Source organism: Pedobacter steynii (genome assembly GCF_001721645.1).
In the GTDB taxonomy this organism is placed as follows: domain Bacteria; phylum Bacteroidota; class Bacteroidia; order Sphingobacteriales; family Sphingobacteriaceae; genus Pedobacter; species Pedobacter steynii_A.
In genome coordinates this window covers 6,233,408-6,258,522 of record NZ_CP017141.1, presented here as the reverse complement: position 1 = coordinate 6,258,522, position 25,115 = coordinate 6,233,408, and the positions used below count along the sequence as shown (strand labels likewise).

The window sequence follows — 25,115 nt, the reverse complement described above, 5'->3', positions numbered from 1 at the left end:
TTTTAAAGGCGTTTAGTGGTTCATCGCCTCAATGGCTTTTGCTTCTGCCTTATTGTGCTTGTATTTGAAAATGAAAGGGAATATGATGGCTAAAACCAAAGTATAGGATGCAAAAGTAATCCAGATGTGATACCAGTCTTTACTTTGATCTGCATTGGTGAAAAACTGCTGTATAATGTACCCGCTCGCAAAACTTCCAAAAAGGGCGCCAAAACCGTTTACCATCATCATAAATAAACCTTGGGCACTACCTCTTATTTTTTCGTCTATCTGTGTTTCCACAAATAAGGAACCGGATATATTGAAAAAGTCAAAAGCCATTCCATAAATAATACAAGATAAAATGATCATCCACAGGCCACCGGCCGGATCAGCAAAGGCAAATAGGCCAAAGCGCAACACCCAGGCAATCATACTAAATAACATCACGTATTTTATACCGAATTTTCGTAGGAAAAAAGGAATGGCAAGGATGAACAAGGTCTCCGATATTTGGGAAATCGACATAATTACAGCAGGATATTTTACGGCAAGAAGGTCCTGATATTCAGGTACATTTTTGAAATCATGCAGAAAGGTATCTCCATAGGCATTCGTCAACTGTAAGGCAGCACCTAAAAACATAGAAAAGAAGAAGAAAACCGCAAATTTTCGCTGTCTAAACAAGGTGAATGCCCTTAAACCTAAAGCATCAACAAAGGACTTTGTAGCAATTTTACTGGCCAGAGGAGGACATTTCGGAAGCGTAAATGCATATATTCCCAATGCTAAAGAAACTGCCGATGCAATATAAAACTGATTGGAAGAAGCTTCATTTCCAGTAAGACTCACCACCCATAACGCTGCAATAAAACCTATGGTTCCCCAGATCCGAATTGGCGGATAATCTTTTACCACATCTTTATTGTTGCTTTTTAATGCGGAATAAGCTACAGTTATGGATAAAGAGAGTGTAGGCATATAAAAAATCATATTCAGGAGGATCACCCAAAAGAAAACCGATGGATCGGTCACCATAGGTAAGGTGAAAAGCACTATTGCTCCCATAATATGCAATGCTCCATACAGTTTTTCGGCATTGATAAAACGATCAGAAATGATTCCCGTAAGCGCGGGCATGAAAATAGAAGAAATTCCCATAGTAGAGAATATGGCTCCAAATTCAGCACCAGACCATTTTTTGTTTTGAAACCAATATACTCCGATGGTAATTAGCCATGATCCCCATATGAAAAACTGTAGGAAATTCATCAGCGTTAAGCGTAACTTAACATTCATAATAATAGTTTAGTTTGATTTTGAATTGAAGCTGAATATATCACTATTTTAAAACAATATCTAAAATGAGTCGAAATAGTTTGAAATAAGTAGTAAAAATTTGTTATATCCAGCTTTTTATGTAAAATAATATGGAAATGGTGGTGTTATGCAGAATTTCTTTTATTCAGCTCATCCCGTATTCTCGCCGCTTTCTCATAAGCTTCTTCGGCAATTGCCTCCTGAAGTTTTTGATTTAACTCCTCAATACTGAGGTTTTTATAGTTAGCGCCCGGGATAGAAGTACCAATGTCTTCAGAGCCCTGATCTTTCGGAATGTTATCCATGTTTTCCAGAAACAGGAAGTCATTGCCTTCGATGACAATACCTGCAGAAGAAAGGATAAATTCGTAAGTGTATATGGTGGCATTAAAGCGAACAGCCAATGCGATGGCATCAGAAGTTCTTGCGTCAATTTCCTGTATGGTTTCGCCATCGGTACAAATCAGCTTGGCAAAGAAAACACCTTCTACAAGATTGTAGATCAGGATTTCTGTAATTTGCACATTGTAGGTCTGGGCGAAAGTTTTAAAGAGGTCATGAGTTAAAGGCCGACTAGGGACCATTTTCTCAATTTCTATGGCAATAGCTTGTGCTTCAAACGCACCAATAATAATCGGTAAACGTCTTCTGCCATTTACTTCACCAAGTACCAGGGCGTATGCTCCTGATTGGGTTTGGCTGTAGGACAAACCAATAATGTCGAGTTTTACTTTTTTCATATTAAATAATACCCGGCCAAAACCAAGGTTTCCGCCGGGTATTTAATTAACCTTTATGTGCTTTTAAAGCTTCAATTAATTTGGGTACTACTACGAAGGCATCACCAACGATTCCGTAGTCTGCTACTTTGAAGAAAGGGGCTTCAGGATCTATATTGATCACTACAATAACTTTCGAAGAACTTACACCTGCTAAATGCTGAATGGCTCCTGAAATACCGATAGCGATATATAAGTTCGGGCTGATGGCAATTCCTGTCTGGCCAACGTGCTCAGAATGTGGTCTCCAGTCTGCATCAGATACCGGTTTGGAACAAGCAGTAGCTGCACCTAATAAATTAGCCAGCTCTTCGATCATTCCCCAGTTGTCCGGACTTTTCAAGCCTCTTCCTGCAGAAACAACCAGCTCTGCATCAGGTAGAGAAACTTTATTGGTTGCCCTTACAATTTCTTTAACGATTGCACTGAAATCTGTGGTTTTGATTTCAGGACTGAATGCCTCAACAGCTGCATCAACTGCAGATTCCTTTACGCCAAATGCATTCGGGTTTAAAGCAATAACTTTCGTTGCGGAAGTCAATTCAGTGATGGCAAATGCCTTACCTGAGAAAGCAGTTTTCTTTACTAGAAACTGACCTCCGTCTAATTTAGGCAATTCTACTGCACCGTCTACTAATCCTGCTTCCAGTTTTACAGCAATACGCGGTGCCAGACCTTTTCCGGAGAAAGAGTTGGATAAAACCACTACATCTGCATTTTCTTTTTTCGCGGCTTCGGCAATAACCGAGGCATAAGCCTGATTAACGAAGGTTTTTAACTGGTCATTGGAAACATTTAATACTTTAGAGGCTCCGTATTTACCAAGTTCTTTAAGTTCACCTTCTCCAACATTACCAATAGATATCGCGGTTAAATTACTTCCTTGTATATCTGCAATGGATTTTGCGTAAGATACTGCTTCGAAAACAGATTTCTTAAACTTACCATCGACTTGTTCTACATATACTAAAACTGACATAAGATCTTTATTAAATAATTTTTTTAAACTGTGAAATAGGAAACTTAGATAACTTTCGCTTCTGAATGAAGAAGGCCGATTAGCTTTTCTGTTTCTTCTGCAGGAACCAATTTAACCGCTCCGCGTGGAGGAGGAGTGTCAAACTGTTTTACTTTACTGATTTGTGCTATTTCCTTAGCTTCAACAACCTGAAGAGGTTTAGATCTTGCAGACATGATGCCTCTCATATTAGGAATGGTTGCAACAGCTGTTCCTTCAGCGCAGCTTGCGATAAATTTGCCGCTTACAGAAACCACTTCTTTACCACCCTCAATTTCGCGTTCAATAGTGGCAGTAGTTCCATCATAGTCTAATTTTTTGATGATGGAGATAGAAGGGATATCTAAAAATTCACCAACCATTGCCGCTACTTGTGATCCGTTATAATCAATGGATTCACGACCGCAAAGGATCATGTCATAATCTGTAGTTTTCGCATATTCCGCGATCTGATAAGCAGTGAAATAAGCATCTCTCGGATCTGCATTGATTCTGACTGCATCGTCTGCTCCGATGGCTAGTGCTTTTCTTATGGTTGGTTCTGTGACGCTTTCTCCAACATTGATAACGGTAACGGTTCCTTTACCACCGGCACACAGCTCAATTGCTCTTGATAAGGCAATTTCATCATATGGATTCACAATAAATGAGACTCCTGATGTATTGAATTGTGTATTATCGTTAGTAAAAGTTATTTTTGTCGTTGTGTCGGGCACATTACTGATACAAACTAATATTTTCATAAAATTGTCTTTTTGCAAATCTAATTAAAAAAGCAGGGAATTAAAATGCAAAGTACCCGATTAGCAAAGTTATTGGAGTTTTTGTCCAATGATCCCAATGATCCATTCGTTCTATACGCTTTAGCGACCGAATACAACAATTCAAATGACGTAGAAAAGGCATTTGAGTATTATTTGAAACTCACGGCAGAACACCCGGATTATGTAGGAACTTATTACCATCTGGGTAAATTATACGAAAAACAACAGCAAAAAGAAGAAGCCATAACCACCTATCAGAAAGGAATGGCCGTGGCAAAAAATAAACGGGATATGCATGCCTTTTCTGAGTTACAGGGGGCTTATAATTCTGCTGCAGGTTTAGATTATGAGGACGATTAACCTTTATTAAGTTGAGTAAAAGACAACTGCTATTTATCAGGGATGTGTTTTTGTTTACGTTTACTGCCTTTGGTGGTGCACAGGCGCATCTCGCTTTATTGCTGAAGTACTTTGTAAAAGACGTCAGGTATGTTTCTGAAGAGGAATTGCTGGAATTAAATGCGCTGGCACAGGTATTACCTGGTCCGGCATCTACTCAAACCCTGGTTGGGATTGCGTATAAAGTAGGAGGGCTGAAAATTGCGCTCATCAGCTTCCTGATCTGGGTCCTTCCTTCTGCTGCGGTAATGACTTTTGCTGCCATTAGCTTTGCCAGATGGGATCAGAAGCAGAAATTCGGGGAAATCCTGGAGTATATTCAACCCATTGCACTGGGGATTGTTGCCTTTGGTGCCTTTAACCTGGCCAAAAGGGTACTCATTTCACAATTAACCGTTTTTCTGGCAGTTGCGGCAGTAATTGTCACGCTGGTGCTCAGAAATGCTTATGTATTTCCTATTGCAATCCTGATTGGCGGAATGATATCTTCGGCTATCGGAACACCAAAGGAAGAAAGTGAGCTCCGGGTAAAACTCTTCTCTAACATTAATCCTAAGAAACTGATCTATTTCCTTGGTGTATTGCTGTTGCTGTCACTATTGGGGGCGATCATAAACAGGACTTCTCCCTTTAGTTTACCGATCAGGCTGTTTGAAAACTTTTACCGGAACGGGATCCTCATTTTTGGAGGCGGACAAGTACTTGTACCTTTAATGTTTACGGAGTTTGTGGAAATGAAACATTACCTGAACGGTTCTGGTTTCCTTTCCGGTTTTGCCCTTCAGCAGGCCTTACCGGGACCTACTTTTTCCTTTACAAGTTATGTAGGGACTTTGAGTATGAAAACCTTTGGTTACGGGCTTACCGGACAGATTCTGGGGGGCTTGGTCGCGGTTATGGGGATTAACCTGCCTGGCCTGTTATTGGTCCTGTTTATCGTGCCTTTCTGGGAAGATTTGAAAAAGATCTCCAGAATTAAATACTCTATGTCAGGAATCAATGCAGTTAGCGTTGGCTTTATCATTGCCGCTTTTATCCTGCTGGTAATGCCAATGGGCTTAAACCTGATGGGAATAGGCGTGATGTTGAGCACCTTTCTGGTGCTTCATTTCACCCGGATAAGCCCGCCATTCATTGTGCTGGCGGGAATCTTACTCGGTTATTTCATTTGATATTTTATTTTAGAACGGTGCATCATCATCGTTCATGTCATCCATTCTGGATGGTTTAATGATGACATTGCCGGCAGGTCTGTCGAAATCCTGCGAAGGCTGCATTCCTGCACTAGGGCTATCCATAGAGAAGGAGGTAGGTGCAGAGAAATTCTCTTCCAGATCCGCAAACTTAACGTATTTACCAATAAAGCGAAGGGGAACAATACCCGTTTCACCATTACGGTGTTTTGCAATAATTACCTCACCAATACCTGCCTGTGAACGTCCCTGCTCATCTTCTGTAATCCCGTAATACTCCGGCCTGTACAAGAAGAGCACCATATCCGCATCCTGCTCGATGGAACCGGATTCACGTAAATCCGATAACATCGGGCGTTTACCGTTTTGTCCGGGCCTGCTCTCTACCGCACGACTCAACTGAGATAGCGCGAGTACAGGAACATTTAATTCTTTAGCTACGGATTTCAGGGCCCTGGAGATACTACCAATTTCCTGCTCCCTGTTTCCACCACCACCTTCACCTTTACCATGCATCAGCTGCAGGTAATCGATGATGATTAACTGTAAGTCGTATTGTGATTTTAACCTTCTGCATTTTGCCCTGAATTCGAAGATATTTAAGGCAGGGGTATCGTCAATTAATAATGGGGCTTCTGTTAAAGAACCTATTTTACTGTGGAGTTGTTGCCATTCCCATTCCGCAAGATTCCCTTTTCTGATCTTTTCCTGCTCAATCTCCGTTTCTCCGGAAATCAGACGATTCACTAACTGTACCGAAGACATCTCCAGGGAGAATACCACTACTGCACGTTTAAAGTCTACTGCCGCATTTCTGGCACAGGTTAGTACGAATGCAGTCTTTCCCATCGCCGGACGTGCCGCGATGATCACCAGATCTGAAGGTTGCCAGCCACCGGTTATCCGATCCAGATCAGTAAAGCCTGAAGGTACCCCGGTTAATCCGTCACTTTTTCCGCGAAGTTCCTCTAAAGTAGCCAGGGATTGTTTAACAATCTCGTCCATTTTCTGGGTATCCCTGCGAAGGTTGTTCTGGGCAATGTCAAACAAATTCTTTTCTGCATGGTCCAGCAGATCGAAAATATCCGTCGTATCCTCATAGGCATTCTGAATAATCTCAGAAGAGATCCTGATCAGTTCGCGCTGGATGTATTTCTGTGAAATGATCCGGGCATGGTATTCTATATTTGCTGCTGAAGCAACCCTGTTGGTCAGGTTTGTAATGTAATAAGCACCACCTACCATTTCCAGTAAGCCCAGGTTTCTAAGCTCTGAGGTTACTGTTAAAATGTCGACAGGCTTTGATTTCTGAAACAATAAAGCAATGGCTTCAAAGATTTTCTTATGCGCTTCGGCATAAAAAACCTCTGGTTTCAAAATATCAATTACTGTAGAAAGTGCATCTTTTTCTAACATTAAAGCACCAAGGACAGCTTCTTCAAGGTCTAAAGCCTGAGGTGGTATCTTTCCCATCGTATTCATGGAATTGCTTAACCTGTTTTTTCTGGCAGTGAAGTTTGCTTTGTCTTGTCCCTGATTTCCGTTATCATTACTCATAGGCACAAAAATATACAAAAATTAAGTCCTTTGCTTAATTCTTTTATGAACATTTAAAAAGATCAAATACCGGAATTCTACTACCGCCTTGCCAAATCGAACTTATTTTCCAACAGAACTATGTGGATAAGACGGACTTAGCCCCGGGAAAAAATAGGTTTCCTTTAATCGTAATATTTCAGCTATTTTTGCGCTTCAATTTAAGAAAGATGGAAAATTCCAGGAGAGCCCCGAGAGCTAAAGAAAATAATGAATTCGTATTTGGTATACGTGCTGTAATAGAAGCAATTAAAGCTGCTAAAGATATTGAAAGTATTTATATTCAACGGGGTTTGTCCGGAGACCTGATGCTGGAATTGAAGGCCCTTTTAAAGGAGGTTGATGCCCCGATTCACAATGTGCCGGTAGAAAAATTAAACCGGATGACCCAGAAGAATCATCAGGGTGTGATCGCGGTGATTTCTTCCATTACCTTCCAGAAAATTGAAGACATTATTCCTGCAGTCTATGAAAAAGGGGAGACACCATTGATCCTGATCCTGGATGGCATTACTGATGTGCGTAACATGGGGGCGATTGCCAGAACTGCAGCCTGCGCGGGAGTTCACGCGATTGTAGTACCCACCAAAAATTCTGCCCAGATCAATGCAGACGCTATCAAAACTTCTGCCGGAGCCTTATTTACCATTCCGGTATGCAGGCACCCGAATCTTCATAAAACAGCTTTATTTTTACAGGATTGCGGATTGCAGATTGTAGCTTGTACTGAAAAAACAAATGACCTGATCTATGTACCCGATTATACTGTTCCTACAGCAATCGTAATGGGAGCAGAAGATGAAGGGATTTCTAATGACATCATGAGAATGGCAAACCACCTGGCTAAAATTCCTATGATCGGAGAAATCAGCTCATTGAATGTTTCGGTATCTGCCGGAGTTATCCTCTACGAAGCCATCAGACAACGTCAGTTGTAATATCATATTTAAATCAATTGGGGAGCCGAGGCTCCCCAATTGATTTAAGCTTCTTCAAATAAATATCCGCTATAGGCCAATCCCTTGGCTACACTGATAAAATTATCTCCTGAATTCACCGGTACACCAGGAAATCTGCTGTTGAATAAGCTTTTAACGGCTGCCACCAGGGATGTTCCGCCGGTAAGGAATAAACTGTCGATTTCCTCTGCCTTAATCTGATGTTTAAGAATGAATTCATCCAGATACATGCTGATTTTCCTCAGATCTTTATGGATGATTGTATTGTATTGGTCAAGAGAAACCTGTTCATCAATCTCTATTTCCATTTTCCTATAGGCAAAAGGGGCATTGCTGCTTTTCGACAACTGAACTTTGGTTTTCTCTATGGATTGGAATAGAGAGTAGCCCAGGTTATGGTCGGTTAGCGTAATCAGATTCTTGAGCTTTGGGTCCTGTTTTGAGTAATGATAATAGTTTTGAAGGTCATTTCTCACCCTTAAGCCATTGAAGAAGTTCATTTGTTCCCAGGAACAGATGTTGCTGAAATAGGAGTTTGGAACGGTTAACATCTTTCCGGGAGCAGCTTCATAAAGGGTTTCTTTCCCAAAATGAGGTGTTCCACGGTCCCACATGAAGGACGAATCAAAGCTATCTCCGCCGATATAAATACCACCAGTTGCCAGGATGTCATTTCTACGGTCTTTACTACCTACTTTTTCCGGATCAAGAATGAGGTAGGTGAAGTCGGTTGTACCACCACCCAAATCTGCTACGAGTACTTTCTCTTTTTTTGTGATGGTTTTTTCGTAAGCAAAGGCAGCACCAATAGGCTCAAACTGAAAACGGATATCTGTAAATCCGGCATTCTCCGCTGCTTTATTGAGGCGTTTCTGAGCCAGGGCATCTTTTGCGGTATTGTCGTCATCAAAGAATACGGGTCTGCCAATAATTGCCTTCTGACAATCGTATCTGATGATCTCATCTGCTTTCAGCTTCAGATCTTTTAAAATCAGGGTGACCAGGTCTGAAGCATTGTATTTTTTGTTGTATACCCGGGTTTCTATAAAACTGCTTCTGGGAAGGATTCTCTTAATAGACTTCATAAAGCGGCCTTTCATGCCGTCTTTCAGATAGGCTTCTATGGCATCTTCACCTACAAAATGATGTACAGGTTCTGTGGCGCTGAGTTCGTTCTGGAAATACAGAATGGAAGGAACTGTAATCGTAGAGATGATCTCTTTTTTTTCGTTGTCATAGATAGATAGGGCAGAATTGGTTGTGCCAAAATCAATTCCGTATAAATACTTACTCATTGTGAAGAAAAATTTGGGGCAAAATTGTTAAAAACAATAACATCCGGATTCTGGCAAATGCTAAAACCCGGATGTATTAAAAAAAGATAAGATTCTGGTTATATATACTTTGTACCGAATTTAGATTTTACATCGGCTACAATCTGTTTAATGTTTTGTTCTTCGGTTCTTGGGCAGATCATCAAGGTGTTGTTCGACTCCACCACAATATAATCATGTAAACCCTGAAGGATGACGAGTTTGTCTTTAGGGACGTTTACCATACAGTTTGAAGAGTCAAACATCATCACTTTCTCTGCAGGAATAACGGCATTACCTACGTAGTCGTGCTCCGCAATGTCATAGATCGAGGCCCATGTACCCAGGTCTGACCATCCGAAATCGGCAGGAAGGACATATACATTATCTGCTTTTTCCATAATTCCGAAATCGATTGAAATGTTGGTGCACTGTTGATAAGCCACGCTAATGAACTCGGTTTCATTATTGGTGTTGTATAGTGGATTTCCTTGAAGGAAGATCTCATGCATCTCCGGAAGGTGCTTGGCGAAGGCTTTGGTGATCGACCTCGCAGACCAGATAAATATCCCGGCGTTCCAGAGGAAGTCGCCACTTTGAATAAATGATTTTGCAAGGTCCAGATTCGGCTTTTCTGTGAATATTTTAACCTTATGGATCTGTTTATCGGTTTCCAGTGTGTTTTCCACGTACTGAATGTAGCCGTATCCGGTATCCGGTCTGCTGGGTTTAATGCCCAGTGTAATCAGACAGTCATTTTCCGAAGCGGCTTTTAAAGACTGTTCTATAGCCGCAATAAAAGCGTCCTGATTGGTAATGGTGTGATCTGAAGGGGCAACAACAATCGTCGCCTCAGGATTCAGATTCAGAATTTTCATGGAACCATAAGAGATGCATGGTGCCGTATTGCGCATTATCGGCTCAGCCAGAATTTGATTTTCTGCTAAATCAGGCAATTGCGTTTTTACGATATCGGTATAAATCTCATTGGTAACCACAAAAATATTTTCCGGAGGACAAACCCTTAGGAATCGTTCGTATGTGCTTTGAATCAGTGTTTTACCAATGCCAAAAAAATCAATGAACTGCTTAGGATATTCTGTTCTGCTTACCGGCCAAAATCGACTGCCAACGCCACCGGCCATTATAAGTGCGTAATTATTTTTATTCATGCTCAATCTAAAAATCTAAATTATCCCCTCCTGAAGAAGGTCATGTAAATGTATCATCCCAAAATAAGCGCCACCATCGGTAACCAGTAACTGGGTAATGTTGTTTTCTTTAATCATTTCCAAAGCGTTAATTGCCAGGAATTCTTTCTCAATGGTTTTAGGACGGGCATTCATCAGATCGCTCGCCGTAATGTCGGCTAAATTAGTATGTTTTTCTAACATTCTCCTGATATCTCCGTCAGTAATGATTCCTAAAATCACATCAGCCTCAATAACAACAACTGCTCCTAAACGGTTTTGACTAATTTCAATTATGACATCTTTTACAGAAGCATCGGGAGGGATACTTGGTTTTTGATTTTTAAGTGCAATATCTCCGGCCTTGAGGTACAGGCGTTTACCTAGGGCGCCGCCAGGATGGTACCGGCCAAAATCAGTTTCATTAAAATTTCTGGCATTTAACAAACAAATGGCAATGGCATCACCCATGGCAAGTTGTGCGGTAGTACTGGTGGTCGGTGCTAGGTTATGTGGACAGGCTTCTTTTGCAACCGTGGTATTCAGAATCAGATCTGCCTGAACAGCAAGTTCGGAATTGAGCTGTCCAACCATGCCAATCATCAGGTTGCCGGATTGTTTCAACAGTGGTGCCAATACTTTAATTTCAGGGGTATTTCCGCTCTTGGAAATACAGATCACAATGTCGTCTTTCTGGATCATTCCAAGGTCACCATGAACGGCATCTGCCGCATGCATAAATATCGATGGTGTACCAGTAGAATTGAAAGTTGCAACAATTTTTTGCGCTATAATGGCGCTTTTACCAATTCCTGTAACAATAACACGGCCTCTACATTGCAGAATAAGGTCGATAATCCGGATAAAATCATCATTTATATGATCAATCAGCCCCAAAATAGACTGGGCTTCCAGCTGTAACGTGTTGACTGCGTCCTCGATAATAGATTTTTTACTTTTCAAACAGAATTAATTAGTATATTGATGCTTTGAATTAGTGCAAAATTATGTTATTTTGAAGTAAATATAGCACTGAATATTTTATACGCGTAATGGATGTGAAAAAGTCGTTGTTTGATAACTTACAAACCTTTTTTGGTTTTGATAATTTTAAAGGTGATCAGGAGTCTATCATCACTAATGTTCTTGAGGGAAAGAATACGTTTGTTATTATGCCTACCGGTGGAGGGAAATCCATATGTTACCAGTTACCTGCGCTAATGAGCGAGGGAACTGCAATTGTTATATCGCCGTTGATTGCTCTGATGAAAAATCAGGTGGATCAGCTAAGGGCCTTCGGTGGAAGCGACAGCATCGCCCACTTTTTAAACTCTTCTTTAAATAAAGCCGAAATTACCCAGGTAAAGAGTGATTTGCTAAGCGGGCAGACAAAATTGTTGTACGTTGCCCCGGAATCGCTTTCCAAACAGGACAATATTGAGTTTTTAAAACTGATTAAGATATCTTTTGTAGCGGTTGATGAAGCCCACTGTATTTCGGAATGGGGACACGATTTTCGCCCGGAATACCGCAAGATCAGACAAGTGATCTCTGGCCTCGGGGATGGTATCCCGATTATCGCGTTAACGGCTACAGCTACCCCGAAAGTTCAGCAGGACATCATTAAAAACCTGCAGATGTCGGATGCTACCTTATTTAAATCATCCTTTAACAGACCGAATTTATTTTATGAGATCCGTCCGAAAAGAGATGTCATTAAGGAAATGATCCGGTATATCAAGTACAATACCGGAAAATCAGGGATCATTTACTGTCTGAGCCGCAAAAAGGTAGAAGAAGTAGCAGAATCACTAAACCTGAACGGAATTAAAGCTTTGCCTTACCATGCAGGCTTAGAGCCTAAGGTAAGGGCGGAAACTCAGGATAAATTCCTGATGGAGGATGTGGAAGTTATCGTGGCAACCATTGCTTTCGGTATGGGAATCGATAAACCGGATGTGCGTTTCGTGATCCACCATGATATCCCTAAAAGTATGGAAGGCTATTACCAGGAAACTGGCAGGGCTGGAAGAGATGGTGGTGAAGGGGTATGTATCGCTTTTTATGCACAGAAGGATGTAGACAAACTGGCGAAATTCATGAAGGATAAGCCGGTGTCTGAACGGGAGATCGGAACACAGATCCTGAAAGAAGTGATTGATTATGCAGAATCCGGCGTTTGCCGCAGAAAGCAGATCCTGCATTACTTTGGAGAAAACTTCAATGAAACGGGCTGTAACTGTATGTGCGATAACTGTAAGAAACCTAAAAAACTTTTTGATGCGGAAGAATCGCTGCTCATTTTATTGAAGCTGGTTCAACGTATCGGAGAGAAATTTGATGATACCCATATCCTGAACATTTTTACCGGTTCAGAAACCGCGCAAACCATTGCTTATGAGCATGGTAAGATTCCTGAGTTTGGATTGGGGATGGTAGAAGGAGAAAATCACTGGAAGTCGCTGGTTCGTCAGGCCGTACTGAACAATTTCCTTTCCAAGGATATTGACAATTACGGACTGTTAAGGCTAACCAATAATGGCAGGGATTTCATTGAAAATCCTTATAGCTTGAAATTTTTGCTCAATGAGCCGATTGAAAGTGCAGCCGATGACGACGAGGATGATGTTAAACATGGATCAGGAACTCTGGACACACAGTTATTGCAGCTGTTAAAGGACCTTAGAAAGAAAATCGCCAAGCAAAAGAATGTACCGCCATTTGTGGTATTCCAGGATCCTTCTTTAGAAGAGATGTGTACGCATTATCCAATTGCAATGGATGAGTTGAAACAGATCTCCGGAGTAGGAAACGGAAAGGCCATGAAGTTCGGTTCCCCATTCATTGAGCTGATTAAGAAATATGTAGAGGATAATGACATTGAGCGCCCTATAGACCTGATCATTAAAACTCAGGCGAATAAATCGCAGCTTAAAGTTTCGATTATCCAGAATATCGACAGACAGATTGGTCTGGAAGATATTGCAAAATCCAAAGGCATCACTTATTTCGATATCTTAAAAGAGATCGAAGCCATTGTAAATTCAGGCACCAAGCTGAACCTTAATTATTTTGTAGATGAATTGATTGACGAAGACCGCCAGGATGAAGTATTCGATTACTTCCAGTCTGCGGAAAATGATTCCATCGATGAAGCACTAAAAGAATTAGGTGAAACAGATTATTCGCGTGAAGAGATCCAGCTGATGCGGATCAAGTTCATGTCTGAATTAGGTAATTAATACACAAAATACGAAATGATCAATTTTCCACTAGATAATTTAAAACATCAGGGCTCCAACAACTTCTTTTTAATGGCCGGACCATGTGCCATTGAAGGAGAGGAGATTGCTTTACGCATTGCTGAGAAAATCATTACCATTACTGATAAGCTAAATATCCCTTATATTTTTAAAGGATCCTATCGTAAAGCCAACCGTTCAAAAGGCGGCTCATTTACAGGAATAGGAGATGAAAAAGCTTTGAAAATACTAGAGAAAATAGGTAAGACTTTTAACGTACCAACAGTTACTGATATCCACGAAAGCGGAGAGGCGGCTATGGCTGCTGCTTATGTGGATGTATTGCAGATTCCGGCATTTCTATGTCGCCAGACAGACCTGCTGATTGCAGCAGCTCATACCGGCAAAGTGGTAAACGTAAAGAAAGGACAGTTTTTATCAGCAGGATCGATGAAGTTTGCGGTAGAAAAGATTGTGGAATCAGGAAACAACAAGGTAATCTTAACGGATCGCGGAAATACTTTCGGTTATCAGGACCTGATTGTAGATTATCGCGGATTGCCGGAAATGCAGGCCTTCGGAGTTCCCGTAGTAATGGATTGTACCCATTCCCTGCAACAGCCGAACCAGAGTTCCGGAGTAACGGGAGGAAAGCCTGAACTGATAGAAACGATTGCAAAAGCAGCCATTGCGGTTGGCGCGGATGGTTTGTTTATTGAAACCCACCCTGATCCTGCAAATGCAAAATCAGATGGAGCAAATATGTTACACCTGGATTTACTGGAAGATTTGCTGGTAAAACTGGTCAGATTAAGACAAGCGGTGATCTAATGAGGTAACCGGATTGTTAATTTTGTGTATATGGACGAATATGAAGAAGCTCTGTATAAACTGGCATCAGATACTTTAGTGTTTGGCCCTGTTTTGGCTAGCCAGGTAGCTGATAAACTCGAATCAGGATATGTACTCAGATATGGCCATCGCGACTATTGTGGTATGGGGATGGCCATGAATGAAAAAAAAGAATTCCTGTATGCGGAAATATGGGATAGCAGTTTTTCCGAACCGCGAATCTTCCCGAACAGGGATTTATTCGTTGCCTGGTTAGTTCAGCAATCGACTTCTTCATTGGCCCGCTTGGATGATGCCCCCTTTTTTAGAGTAAACCAGGTAATTACCCGGAAACGCCTGCTGGAATTTATAGCGCCGGATTATCCAGTGTTGGATTTTGTATAGACAGTATGGAAAAAGCACTTATTACCTCTATCTTGTTACTATCCCACATGCTCGTTTTTGGGCAGGAGAAATTAATAAAAGATTTAGATCATGATGGGATAAAGGATACGGTATATTTATCCAGAAAAGAATTAACCATTGTTTGCCAATTATCTAGTCAGAAATTCGCAAAAATCCAAAGCCAGCCAATAGGAAATCTAAGTGATAATTCAGGGATTAATGCCACTAAAAACGGCTTTGAATTTTTTAATGACTGGATGCGTGCTGGTTTTAAAACTCAATTCAGGTATAATAAGAACACTAAAAAAGTACAGATGATTGGTATAGGTAGATATTCATTTGGTGGTGCTACCCATGATGGAAGCGGGGAATCCAGTGTAAACCTATTGACCCATGATTACCTCGGAGATTGGAATTATTTTAACACTTCGGCCAATAATGGAGAAGGGAGATTGGTTAAAATTCCAACGATCAGAGCAAAAATGAAATTTAAAGCCATTAATCTGGAAACATATAGCGAAAGTATATATTCTGACTATGAGGATAAATGTACAAAGCTTTATGAAAAGCACCAGAACGGCCGTTCTCTCTAGATTTTTGTAATGATGAAGGAGGTCCTCCTGTTCTGCTTCCGTTTTTCTTCTGTTTCATTTCCTGCAATTGGCCTGGTTTCACCGTAACCTTTATAGGTTAACCTTGTTGCATCAATTTTACTTTCAATCAGATGATCATATACTGCTTTGGCACGGTTGACAGATAGTTTCTCGTTCTGAAGGTCGTTCCCCACATTATCTGTATGTCCCTGAACCTCTATATGGATGTTCGGATTGTTTTTTAACAGGTCTTTTAAGGTGGCTAATTCCGTTACCGAAGGTGGTAGAAGGGCATATTCATTGGTATTGAAGAATATATTCTTCAGGATCATATTTGTACCCACTTTTAACCGTTCCAAATCAATCTCCAGAAGGAATGGTTTATTTCCATTGGCGGATTTCAATTCATAATTTTCGGAATAGAACAGATAACCATCGGCGCTGACGTTAAAGGCATAATCTGCACCAAAAGGCATCACTGCAAGAAACTGCCCATTGTCAGTCGAGGTATAATCGTTGTAAGCGGTCTTTTTATTACCCAGATTAACTACCTGTACTCTGGCTTCCAGAAACTTCCGGGTTTCTTTATCCCGGACAATTCCTTTTACATAAGTAATGGCCATTGGCTTTTTATCTTCAGGTAGTTTAAATTGATAAATGTCCATGTCGCCATACCCATCCTTTAAATTGGAAGAGAAAAAGGCCTCCGTTCCGTCAGGACTTACGATAAGTCCGGTCTCTTCATTAAAGCTATTGATCGGATAACCCATGTTGAGCGGATTGCTCCAATGTCCTGTACTGTCTATACGGCTCAGGAAGATATCTTTGTTACCCATGCCTGGCCATCCGTCGGAAGAGAAATACAGGGTTTTCCCATCAGCATGGAGAAATGGGGTATTTTCATCATAAGGCGTATTGATCTCCGGGCCAAGATTGAGGGGAAGGGACCATTCGCCTTCCTCATTAAGTTGTGTTTTCCAGATGTCGTAACCACCAATCCCTCCGGGTCTGTTGCTGACGAAGTATAAGGTATTTCCATCCGGACTGATGGCAGGTTGTGATTCCCAGTAAATGGTATTTACAGGTGCACCCAGGTTAAAGGGCTGACCCCAGCTGTTCCCTTCTTTATGGCTGACATAGATGTCGCATCTTCCCAATCCATTGGGCCTGTTGCAGCCGGTAAAAAAGAGGTATTGACCATCTGGAGAAATAGACTGGGCACCTTCATTAAATTGCGCCGTATTGATATTGCTGCTCAAAGAAACCGGACTGCTCCATTCTTTATTATGCTTTTTGGAAATGAAAAAATCTTCATTGCCGGCGATGTTTCTGCTGAAGATTAAGGTTTCATTGTCGGCGGTAATGGCGGGGAAATAATCCCGATGTGCAGAGTTGATTTGGGAGCCGAGATTAACAGGTTCGTATTTCTGCGGCGTTTTTAAGGCGGTGATAGAAAACTCACAATCCTTCCTGTATTTTTTTGCCTTAGCGAGAAAGGCCTTGTCATTCCCAGTATACTGATCGATAAAAAGATTGATGTTTTTCAATGCCGGGTTATAATCTCCGGTATTGACCTGTGATTCGGCCAATCCGTAGTATAACCGGACGTCAGATCCTCCACTTAAATCAATTGCTTTCTGATAATATAACTTTGCTTCCTCAAAAGATTTGATCCTTCTGTTGAGTTCGGCGAGTTGAATAATGGCATTTTTAAAGTTTGGATCTGCGGCTGCAGCGTTTTTTAAGGAAGCAATTGCCTCCGCATAATTGTTGTCATTCAAATACACCTGGGCCTTCTCGAAATCAGCCATCGCTTTTCTGACGGAAGTGGTTTGAGCGCTGACACCAAGAATTAGAAAGACCAAAAAAGCTGCAATAGATATTTTTTTCAAAACGCTACTGTTTATGAATAATATTAAATGTAGCGAAAAATCTGAAGATATAATTAAGGGATATTTAAATATTTATGAGTCTGTAAAGAAATTTCCCATTTCGGATTGGCCATTACATAGTCAATAATTAAGGGAGTCATCTCTTTTGATTTAGACCATTCTGGTTGTAAATATAGCTTACAGGTGTCAGAAACCGTTTCTGCATATTTCTCTGCCCATTCAAAATCACTCTTATTAAATACAATTACTTTCAGTTCATTTGCAAAAGGAGTGATGTCCGGACGGGGAGCTTTAAATTTCTTTGGTGATAGACAGATCCAATCCCAGCTGCCTGAAAGTGGGTAAGCACCCGAAGTTTCTATAAAGGTCAGAATATTTTTTTCTTTTAATTTTTGAGTCAGGTAATCCAGGTTATAGATCAATGGTTCACCACCGGTAATCACCACCGCTTTTCCGGGAAAGATGTCCGCTTTGGTCACAATATCATCCGATAGCGTCAAAGGATGTAACTCTGCATCCCAGCTTTCTTTTACATCACACCAGTGACAACCGACGTCGCAACCTCCTAAACGAATAAAATAAGCCGCTTTTCCTGTGTTAAATCCTTCTCCCTGAATGGTGTAAAACTCTTCCATTAATGGAAGTAATGTGCCGTCTGCTGGTATTTGATGTGCCATATAAAGTCTGCAAAGGTAAATAAAATATCCGCGGGAAATGAGATTATATGTATATTGAAAACGTTTATATGACCAATCTATGAAAAAGGAGGTAAGTCGGAGATGTTGAAATGGTACAGGATAGAAGGAACATTCCCGGAACAGGATTTTGTAACCCAGATTAAGGTGAACGGAAAAAAACTATGTATGCTGAGACATCAGAATGAGCTTCATGTGGTGCAGAATACTTGTCCGCATGCCGGAGGAATTCTGAGTGGCGGCCGTTGTAGGGATGGATACCTGATTTGTCCGATCCACCGTTATGAGTATAATTTGAAAACAGGAAGAGGAGCGGAGGGGCAGGGAGATTATATTGATACTTACCCTGTGGAAGTGAGAGTAGATGGAATTTATGTTGGACTAAAGGAAAGCTGGATAAAAAAACTGTTTGGTTAAATAAATTTGAAAGCCAAAAAGGCGGATTGATGTTACATCAATCCGCCTTTTTGGTTTATCTAAATGATCGTAATCCTTAGGGATAAATCTCTTTTTTTGCCGAAGCTAATGTGTTTTTTAATAAACCTACGATCGTCATCAGACCTACACCTCCCGGAACCGGAGTAATCCATGATGCTTTCGGTGCAACATTTTCAAAATCAACATCGCCATAGAGCTTGTAACCCGATTTTGTTTCTGTTGAAGTTTCTCTATTGATACCCACATCAATGATAATTGCACCTGTTTTTACCATATCGGCAGTCACAAAGTTTTTCTTACCGATTGCAGCTACAATAATATCAGCTTGTAATGCCAGTTCTTTCAGGTTAGCCGTTTTACTGTGTGTCAACGTTACCGTACAGTTTCCAGGATTTGCATTCCTGGCCATCAGGATACTCATAGGACTTCCCACGATGTTACTTCTGCCAACAACTACACAATGTTTACCTGTAGTATCAATCTGATAAGCCTGAAGCATTAACAGGATCCCATAGGGAGTTGCGGGAATGAAGCAGGGAAGGTTCCTCATCATACGGCCCAGGTTTACGGGATGAAAACCATCTACATCTTTACGGTAGTCAATGGTTTCTGTTACTTTTTCCGGATCGATATGTTTTGGAAGAGGAAGCTGAACAATTAAGCCATCTACACCGGCATCCTGATTGATTTCTTCAATCTTTTGTAATAGCTCTGCTTCGGTAACTGTGACGTCATATCTGATGAGGGAAGATTGAAAACCTACCTTTTCACAGTTTTTCATTTTGCTGGCAACATAAGTTTCACTGCCACCATCATTTCCAACTAATATGGCAACCAGATGGGGTTTTCTACCGCTCTCCGCTAAGAAAGCCGCTGCTTCTGCTGCTATTTCCTGTTTTATTTTCTCTGATGCGAATTTTCCGTCCAGTAACTGCATGTAATCCTAATGGGTTGTTATGTATATAGGCAATGCGGCGCACTGCCCCAAAATTAATCTAATTTAAGAACGGCCATGAAGGCCGTTTGTGGAATCTCCACGTTACCTACCTGACGCATTCGTTTTTTACCTTTCTTTTGTTTCTCCAGAAGTTTACGCTTACGGGAAATATCACCACCGTAACATTTAGCGGTTACATCCTTACGTAAAGCCCTTACGTTCTCACGGGCAATAATTTTTGCACCGATTGAAGCCTGAATCGCAATTTCAAACTGCTGTCTTGGAATCAGTTCCCTTAGTTTTTCACAGATGCGCTTTCCAAAATCATAAGAGTTTGCACGGTGAATTAAGGAAGATAAAGCATCTACATGCTCTCCGTTTAACAGGATATCCAAACGTACCAGGTCAGATTGTCTGTAGCCGATCTGATGATAATCGAAAGAAGCATATCCTTTGGAAATGGTCTTTAGTTTATCATAGAAGTCAAATACAATCTCACCCATGGGCATTTCAAATACCAGCTCCACACGGTCAGAAGTCAGGTAAGACTGATTAATGATAGTTCCTCTTTTCTGAATACAAAGTGACATTACCGGTCCAACGAATTCAGATTTGGTAATGATGTTTGCCTTGATGAAAGGTTCTTCCACAAATTCCATCTTACTTGGATCAGGAAGATCTGAAGGGTTGTTTACAATAATTTCTTCTCCTTTGGTCGTATGGGCAATGTAAGAGACGTTGGGAACAGTAGTAATTACTGTCATGTCAAATTCGCGCTCCAGACGCTCCTGAATAATCTCCATATGCAGCATTCCAAGGAATCCGCAACGGAATCCGAAGCCTAAAGCTGCAGAACTCTCCGGTTCAAATACAATAGAGGCATCGTTCAGCTGTAATTTGTGCATCGCCTCACGAAGTTCTTCAAACTCATCTGTATCTACCGGATAGATTCCCGCAAATACCATTGGTTTTACCTCTTCAAATCCCTGAATAGCATCTAATGAAGGTCTGGCAACGTTAGTGATCGTATCCCCAACCTTTACCTCCCGCGCTTCTTTAATACCAGATATGATATAACCTACGTCTCCGGTTTTTACACCGTCCTTAGGTAACATGTTCAACTTAAGTACACCCACTTCGTCAGCAAGATACTCTTTGCCGGTATTGATGAACTTTACTTTATCGCCTTTTTTAATCTCACCGTTTACTACTTTAAAGTAAGCAATGATTCCTCTGAAAGAGTTAAATACAGAGTCAAAAATTAAAGCCTGTAATGGCGCTTCCGGGTTACCTACCGGAGCAGGAACACGGTCAATAATTGCCTGAAGGATATCCATTACCCCCAATCCGGTTTTTCCGGAAGCAGGAATGATTTCTTCGCGTTTACAGCCAATCAGGTCTATGATCTGATCTTTAACTTCCTCAGGCATTGCACCAGGTAAATCCATCTTGTTTAGGATAGGGATAATCTCCAGATCGTGCTCTAACGCAAGGTAAAGGTTCGAAATGGTTTGTGCCTGGATACCTTGTGAAGCATCAACAATCAATAGGGCACCTTCACAGGCAGCTATAGAGCGGGAAACTTCATAGGAAAAATCTACGTGTCCGGGAGTATCGATCAGGTTTAATACATATTCCTGTCCGTCCACTGCATAATTCATTTGAATGGCGTGGCTTTTTATCGTGATCCCACGTTCACGTTCCAAATCCATATTATCCAGCAACTGAGCCTGAGACTCACGTTGGGTGATGGTTTTAGTATATTCCAATAAACGGTCAGCCAGGGTGCTCTTACCGTGGTCAATATGTGCAATTATGCAAAAATTACGTATGTGCTTCATCAGTGGCGCAAATATAGGATTTTGACTCGATTAATTTATCGCAATTTCATCAAAGAAAGAATGTGCCAGCTCTCCTGAGCCATCGTGCCAGTCTCCAAAAATACCATAAGCCTTGACTATTACCTTAATGTACCTGCATTCTATGCCTGCTTTGGCACTAAATTCCTGAATTTGCTGACGCTCATCCTTTGGATCAACGGTCGATTTTACTTTACCGATTTCTGTAAAATGAATGTTGTCTGAAGAAGCATAAAAACTAACTTCCGAAGGAATAATGATCCAGGCATTGGTATCCTGTAAAGCGCCGATGCTTACGGTGTTTACTTTTTTCTTTAATCCGAGGTCTACAACCGCTTCAATTTCAGGACTTCTGAAACCCTGCCATATGTCTCCGATTTTATAATTGGCTGTTCCCCTGATTCCGTCAATCAGCGCATTGTTTCCACCACCGGTAAAGGTTGGATTAATGGCAGTTTTGACCTGTATGGTATAATGTTGTGCTGCGGTTTGATAAGAAGCTTCAACAGGAAAACTGTTCACATACCCATCTTTATAAGCGATGGCTTTTATGTGACTGTCCTTGTTGATTTCAAAAGGTCCGGTATAAGGAAGACTGGCCTTGGAAGGTGTCGATCCGTCAATGGTATAATAGATCTGAACATCCTTTAATGGATTACTGATGCTGATGGTTTGTTTTCCTTTGAAAATAGCTGAGGGGCCGTTAATTGATGGATTAGGGGTGATAAGTTGTTGACTGATCTTCATCACCGGCTTCTCAAGGCTGTTCAGGTAATCCATATCCGGTTGCTCGGAAAACTCAAAATCAAGTGTTCCTCCATTGGAAAGGTCACTGTGATTCAAAAACAGTTTTTTGTATGGTTTACCGTTTAATTTTAGCCCGGAAGTATAATACTGTTTGTTGCTCAACGTAGGAGCATTTACAACTATCTTTTTCCCATTTTCCAGGTGTACGGTCAGTTTCTTAAACCATGGACTGCCGATATTGTAAATGTTATTGCCGGGAGAGACGGGGTACCAACCCATAGCACTCGTGACAAGCCAGGCACTCATCTGACCACAATCCTCATTTCCTGATAAACCATCGGGCTGATCGTGGTACTGTTCCCGATAGATTCTTTGCAGGTAATGCGCTGTTTTTTCAGGGTGTCTGGTGTAATTGAAGAGGTAAGACATATGGTGACTGGGTTCATTACCATGGGCATACTGGCCAATTAAACCGGTAATATCATCCTGGGCCCTGCCTGTTAATCCTTTTTTTGTGGTAAAGAGCTCATTGAGCTTTTCCTGATATACAGGTTCACCACCCATAAATTCCATATGGGTATTGATGTCCTGCTGGGTACTGAAAGAGTAATGCCAGGAATTTCCTTCGGTGTAATTGCTGTTTACTTCTGTTGGCTCAAAGGGTTTGTAAAACCCTCCGTTTTGCCGCGCACGGATAAACCTGGTTTCCGGATCGTATAGGTTTTTCCAGTATTGTGCCCGGCGACTATAATGCTCCTGATCTTCTTTTTTACCCAACATTCGGGCAAACTCCGAAATACACCAGTCGTCATAAGCATATTCTACGGTTTTGGAGGCCGATTCCTCTTCTTTGTCGGAAGGAACGGCACCTTCAGTGGCATAGAGGTCCAGTCCGAATTGTTTTCTGTTTACAGATACTTTCATTGCTTCCAATGCTTTTTGAGCATCGAAATCCCGGATTCCTTTGGCGTAGGCATCTACAATAACAGGAATGGCATGGTTTCCGATCATACAAAAAGTCTCATTTGAAGCCAATTCCCATACGGGTAGTAATTTTCCCTGATCGTACATGGCCAGGAAAGTTTTGATAAAATCCAGCGTCCTCTTTCTGTCGATTAGGGCGAGGAGAGGGTGTTCGGTACGATGGGTATCCCATAAAGAGAAAACGGTAAAGTACTCAAAGCCGGCTGCACGATGTGTTTTTTTGTCTAAACCAAGATATTGACCGTCTACATCCATAAACAAATTAGGATTCAGGAAACTATGGTACAATGCCGTATAATAAGTTCTGAGTTGTTTAAGATCAGTGCTCTCTGCTTCTACTTTAGATAGTTCGGTATTCCAAATCGTTTTAGCTTTAGCTACAGCACCTTTGAAATCGTAACCTTTCATTTCCGCATCCAGATTTTTTAAAGCGCCTTCAGCACTTACCGCAGAGATGGCTACCTTGGAAAGTACGTTCTCAGCAGCTTTAGTTTCAAATTGTATATATAATTTGATGTTTTTGCCAGAAGCCTTTTTCAGTCCTTTTTGCAGAACGTCATCCACAGCAATACCATATGATTTAAAGGGTTTGCTAAATTTAGCATAGAAGTAAACCGGCTGATCTTTTGCCCAGGCTCTGGACCTTCGGAATCCACGAATCTCGGTGGGGCTAACCACTTCGATCCAGGAATCCAATACACGGTCCCGGTGTTTTAAATCAATAATGATATTGGATTGTTTGGAAGCAGGAAAAGTATACTGGTGTAAAGCAACCCTTCTGGTGGTAGTGAGGGCAACATCAATACCATATTTGTCAAGCTTAGTAGCATAATAGCCTACGCTTGCTTTTTCATTTTTCTTTTGAAAAGGAGAGGAGTAGGCGGTATTGCTGAATTCCGGCTGTCCCGTAGTAGGCATAAACAATACGTCCCCATAATCAGGAATCCCTACACCACTTAAATGGGTATGAGAAAAGCCGTAGATCACGCTGTCTGTATCGTGGTAACCGGAACAACCATCCCATCCTGTTAAACGGGTGTCCGGGCCTGGTTGGATCATTCCAAAAGGCATAGAAGGACCTGGGTAAGTGTGCCCATGGCCACCTGTTCCTATAAAGGGATTGACATATTGGGTGTAATCTCTTTTAGTCTGGGCAGAACCAATGGAAATAAGAAAGACGCTAAATAAAGCCGTGCTGATCAGTTTTTTTATCATTTTTATAGGTGATTATCGCGTTAACTATTGCTGTTGGCCAATTCGATCAGGCTTTTCACTGTTGCTGCATCGGTCAGGTCATAGCTAAACTCATCTGCAGAAGTTCCCATACTCAATCCCGGGTTTCTGAATTGCATATCGCTCTTTACCGCGTGTTTTGCAGAAGCATGAAACTCTGTAGCTCCGGTAATGCGGATGATCTCTGCTATGTTTTCTGTTTTGATACCCGCTCCGGGCATGATACTGATCCTTCCGGCAGCCTGTGTAATCAATGCTTTCAAACGTTCTGCACCCTGAAGGGCAGAGGCTGCGGCGCCTGAAGTGAGTACCCGCTCACAACCCAATTCAATCAGCTCTTCCAACGCTTTTTCGAGATCATTACACATGTCAAAAGCACGGTGAAAAGTTACTTTCATAGGCCTTGCCAGCTCAATTAATGCTGCACAACGTTCCTTATCGATGCTGCCGTTTGCGTGGAGAATTCCAATCACTACTCCGTCACAATTTAATGATTTACACATTTTTATATCCTCTTTCATGATGCGAAATTCCAAGTCGGAATACAAGAAATCCCCGCCTCTGGGACGGATAATAGGATAGACGAGGATGTGCAATAATTCTTTTGCGAGCTTAATCTGGCCATAGCTGGGGGTGGTGCCACCCTCCGGTAAATTATCGCAGAATTCTACCCGCACCGCGCCACCTTCCTGTGCCGCAAGGGCAGAGGTAAGGGAGTTGGCACAAACTTCCATTTGAATCATTTTATA

General features: G+C 41.4%; 22 protein-coding genes. 8 read left to right on the top strand and 14 right to left on the bottom strand.

Annotated elements, in window-relative coordinates; genetic code table 11:
• Positions 1-12: 12 nt before the first annotated feature.
• From BFS30_RS25950 to BFS30_RS25935, 4 genes are all read right to left on the bottom strand, one after another.
• On the bottom strand, positions 13-1,278 hold the full coding sequence (locus tag BFS30_RS25950; protein WP_069381966.1) for a nucleoside permease: 1,266 nt from the start codon (positions 1,276-1,278) through the stop codon (positions 13-15).
• 146 nt (positions 1,279-1,424) lie between these two features.
• A complete protein-coding gene (locus tag BFS30_RS25945; RefSeq protein ID WP_069381965.1) occupies positions 1,425-2,039 on the bottom strand; it encodes a bifunctional nuclease family protein in 615 nt (204 codons plus the stop codon).
• A 46-nt stretch (positions 2,040-2,085) separates the two neighbouring features.
• The gene (locus BFS30_RS25940; RefSeq protein ID WP_069381964.1) at positions 2,086-3,057 is read right to left on the bottom strand and encodes an electron transfer flavoprotein subunit alpha/FixB family protein; all 972 of its coding nucleotides are present in this window, start codon (positions 3,055-3,057) and stop codon (positions 2,086-2,088) included.
• A gap of 44 nt (positions 3,058-3,101) precedes the next feature.
• Positions 3,102-3,839, bottom strand: a complete 738-nt coding sequence (locus tag BFS30_RS25935; protein WP_069381963.1) for an electron transfer flavoprotein subunit beta/FixA family protein — start codon at positions 3,837-3,839, stop codon at positions 3,102-3,104.
• A 45-nt stretch (positions 3,840-3,884) separates the two neighbouring features.
• Between BFS30_RS25935 and BFS30_RS25930 the strand changes: the two genes are divergently transcribed.
• Both BFS30_RS25930 and chrA read left to right on the top strand, forming a co-directional pair.
• Positions 3,885-4,220, top strand: a complete 336-nt coding sequence (locus BFS30_RS25930) for a tetratricopeptide repeat protein (RefSeq protein ID WP_069381962.1) — start codon at positions 3,885-3,887, stop codon at positions 4,218-4,220.
• An 11-nt stretch (positions 4,221-4,231) separates the two neighbouring features.
• A complete protein-coding gene (gene chrA, locus BFS30_RS25925; protein WP_069381961.1) occupies positions 4,232-5,431 on the top strand; it encodes a chromate efflux transporter in 1,200 nt (399 codons plus the stop codon).
• A gap of 9 nt (positions 5,432-5,440) precedes the next feature.
• On the opposite strand, the gene dnaB is transcribed toward chrA, so the two are convergent.
• Complete coding sequence (gene dnaB / locus BFS30_RS25920; RefSeq protein WP_069381960.1) at positions 5,441-7,009, bottom strand: replicative DNA helicase; 1,569 nt, start codon at positions 7,007-7,009, stop codon at positions 5,441-5,443.
• A 209-nt stretch (positions 7,010-7,218) separates the two neighbouring features.
• Here dnaB and rlmB point away from each other — a divergent pair, with 209 nt between their 5' ends.
• A complete protein-coding gene (gene rlmB, locus BFS30_RS25915) occupies positions 7,219-7,986 on the top strand; it encodes a 23S rRNA (guanosine(2251)-2'-O)-methyltransferase RlmB (protein ID WP_069381959.1) in 768 nt (255 codons plus the stop codon).
• A 44-nt stretch (positions 7,987-8,030) separates the two neighbouring features.
• Here the strand turns inward: rlmB and BFS30_RS25910 are convergent, their stop codons facing one another.
• The 3 genes from BFS30_RS25910 to BFS30_RS25900 all read right to left on the bottom strand — a co-directional run bounded on the left by BFS30_RS25910 (position 8,031) and on the right by BFS30_RS25900 (position 11,473).
• Complete coding sequence (locus BFS30_RS25910; RefSeq protein WP_069381958.1) at positions 8,031-9,302, bottom strand: Hsp70 family protein; 1,272 nt, start codon at positions 9,300-9,302, stop codon at positions 8,031-8,033.
• A 98-nt stretch (positions 9,303-9,400) separates the two neighbouring features.
• Positions 9,401-10,492, bottom strand: a complete 1,092-nt coding sequence (locus BFS30_RS25905; protein WP_069381957.1) for a mannose-1-phosphate guanylyltransferase — start codon at positions 10,490-10,492, stop codon at positions 9,401-9,403.
• Between the two features lie 15 nt (positions 10,493-10,507).
• The gene (locus BFS30_RS25900; protein WP_069381956.1) at positions 10,508-11,473 is read right to left on the bottom strand and encodes a KpsF/GutQ family sugar-phosphate isomerase; all 966 of its coding nucleotides are present in this window, start codon (positions 11,471-11,473) and stop codon (positions 10,508-10,510) included.
• An 89-nt stretch (positions 11,474-11,562) separates the two neighbouring features.
• Between BFS30_RS25900 and recQ the strand changes: the two genes are divergently transcribed.
• Genes recQ through BFS30_RS25880 form a run of 4 tightly spaced genes read left to right on the top strand, consistent with a single transcriptional unit; the run spans position 11,563 to position 15,581 of the window.
• Positions 11,563-13,752 (top strand): DNA helicase RecQ, encoded by a 2,190-nt coding sequence (gene recQ / locus BFS30_RS25895; protein WP_069381955.1) that lies wholly within the window; start codon positions 11,563-11,565, stop codon positions 13,750-13,752.
• A 15-nt stretch (positions 13,753-13,767) separates the two neighbouring features.
• The gene (gene kdsA, locus BFS30_RS25890) at positions 13,768-14,583 is read left to right on the top strand and encodes a 3-deoxy-8-phosphooctulonate synthase (RefSeq protein ID WP_069381954.1); all 816 of its coding nucleotides are present in this window, start codon (positions 13,768-13,770) and stop codon (positions 14,581-14,583) included.
• Positions 14,584-14,613: 30 nt separating this feature from the next.
• Positions 14,614-14,988: a hypothetical protein gene (locus tag BFS30_RS25885; protein WP_069381953.1), complete on the top strand. Its 375-nt coding sequence runs from the start codon at positions 14,614-14,616 to the stop codon at positions 14,986-14,988.
• A 5-nt stretch (positions 14,989-14,993) separates the two neighbouring features.
• The gene (locus BFS30_RS25880) at positions 14,994-15,581 is read left to right on the top strand and encodes a hypothetical protein (RefSeq protein WP_069381952.1); all 588 of its coding nucleotides are present in this window, start codon (positions 14,994-14,996) and stop codon (positions 15,579-15,581) included.
• Here the strand turns inward: BFS30_RS25880 and BFS30_RS25875 are convergent.
• Both BFS30_RS25875 and BFS30_RS25870 read right to left on the bottom strand, forming a co-directional pair.
• Complete coding sequence (locus tag BFS30_RS25875; RefSeq protein ID WP_069381951.1) at positions 15,578-17,473, bottom strand: OmpA family protein; 1,896 nt, start codon at positions 17,471-17,473, stop codon at positions 15,578-15,580. The two genes, BFS30_RS25880 and BFS30_RS25875, sit on opposite strands and share 4 nt — an antisense overlap.
• A 53-nt stretch (positions 17,474-17,526) precedes the next feature.
• Positions 17,527-18,150 (bottom strand): 7-carboxy-7-deazaguanine synthase QueE, encoded by a 624-nt coding sequence (locus tag BFS30_RS25870; protein WP_069381950.1) that lies wholly within the window; start codon positions 18,148-18,150, stop codon positions 17,527-17,529.
• A 102-nt stretch (positions 18,151-18,252) separates the two neighbouring features.
• Here BFS30_RS25870 and BFS30_RS25865 point away from each other — a divergent pair, with 102 nt between their 5' ends.
• Positions 18,253-18,585 carry a Rieske (2Fe-2S) protein gene (locus tag BFS30_RS25865; RefSeq protein ID WP_069381949.1) on the top strand — a complete coding sequence of 111 codons (333 nt, stop codon included), beginning with the start codon at positions 18,253-18,255 and terminating at the stop codon, positions 18,583-18,585.
• Positions 18,586-18,661: 76 nt separating this feature from the next.
• On the opposite strand, the gene BFS30_RS25860 is transcribed toward BFS30_RS25865, so the two are convergent.
• Genes BFS30_RS25860 through BFS30_RS25845 form a run of 4 tightly spaced genes read right to left on the bottom strand, consistent with a single transcriptional unit; the run spans position 18,662 to position 25,100 of the window.
• Positions 18,662-19,543, bottom strand: a complete 882-nt coding sequence (locus BFS30_RS25860) for a bifunctional 5,10-methylenetetrahydrofolate dehydrogenase/5,10-methenyltetrahydrofolate cyclohydrolase (protein WP_069381948.1) — start codon at positions 19,541-19,543, stop codon at positions 18,662-18,664.
• Between the two features lie 53 nt (positions 19,544-19,596).
• Entirely contained in the window at positions 19,597-21,384 is a 1,788-nt protein-coding gene (lepA, locus tag BFS30_RS25855; RefSeq protein ID WP_069381947.1) for a translation elongation factor 4, read from the bottom strand.
• A 30-nt stretch (positions 21,385-21,414) separates the two neighbouring features.
• Positions 21,415-24,348: a GH92 family glycosyl hydrolase gene (locus tag BFS30_RS25850; protein ID WP_069381946.1), complete on the bottom strand. Its 2,934-nt coding sequence runs from the start codon at positions 24,346-24,348 to the stop codon at positions 21,415-21,417.
• A 20-nt stretch (positions 24,349-24,368) separates the two neighbouring features.
• Complete coding sequence (locus BFS30_RS25845; protein WP_237028666.1) at positions 24,369-25,100, bottom strand: copper homeostasis protein CutC; 732 nt, start codon at positions 25,098-25,100, stop codon at positions 24,369-24,371.
• Between the last annotated feature and the right edge of the window lie 15 nt (positions 25,101-25,115).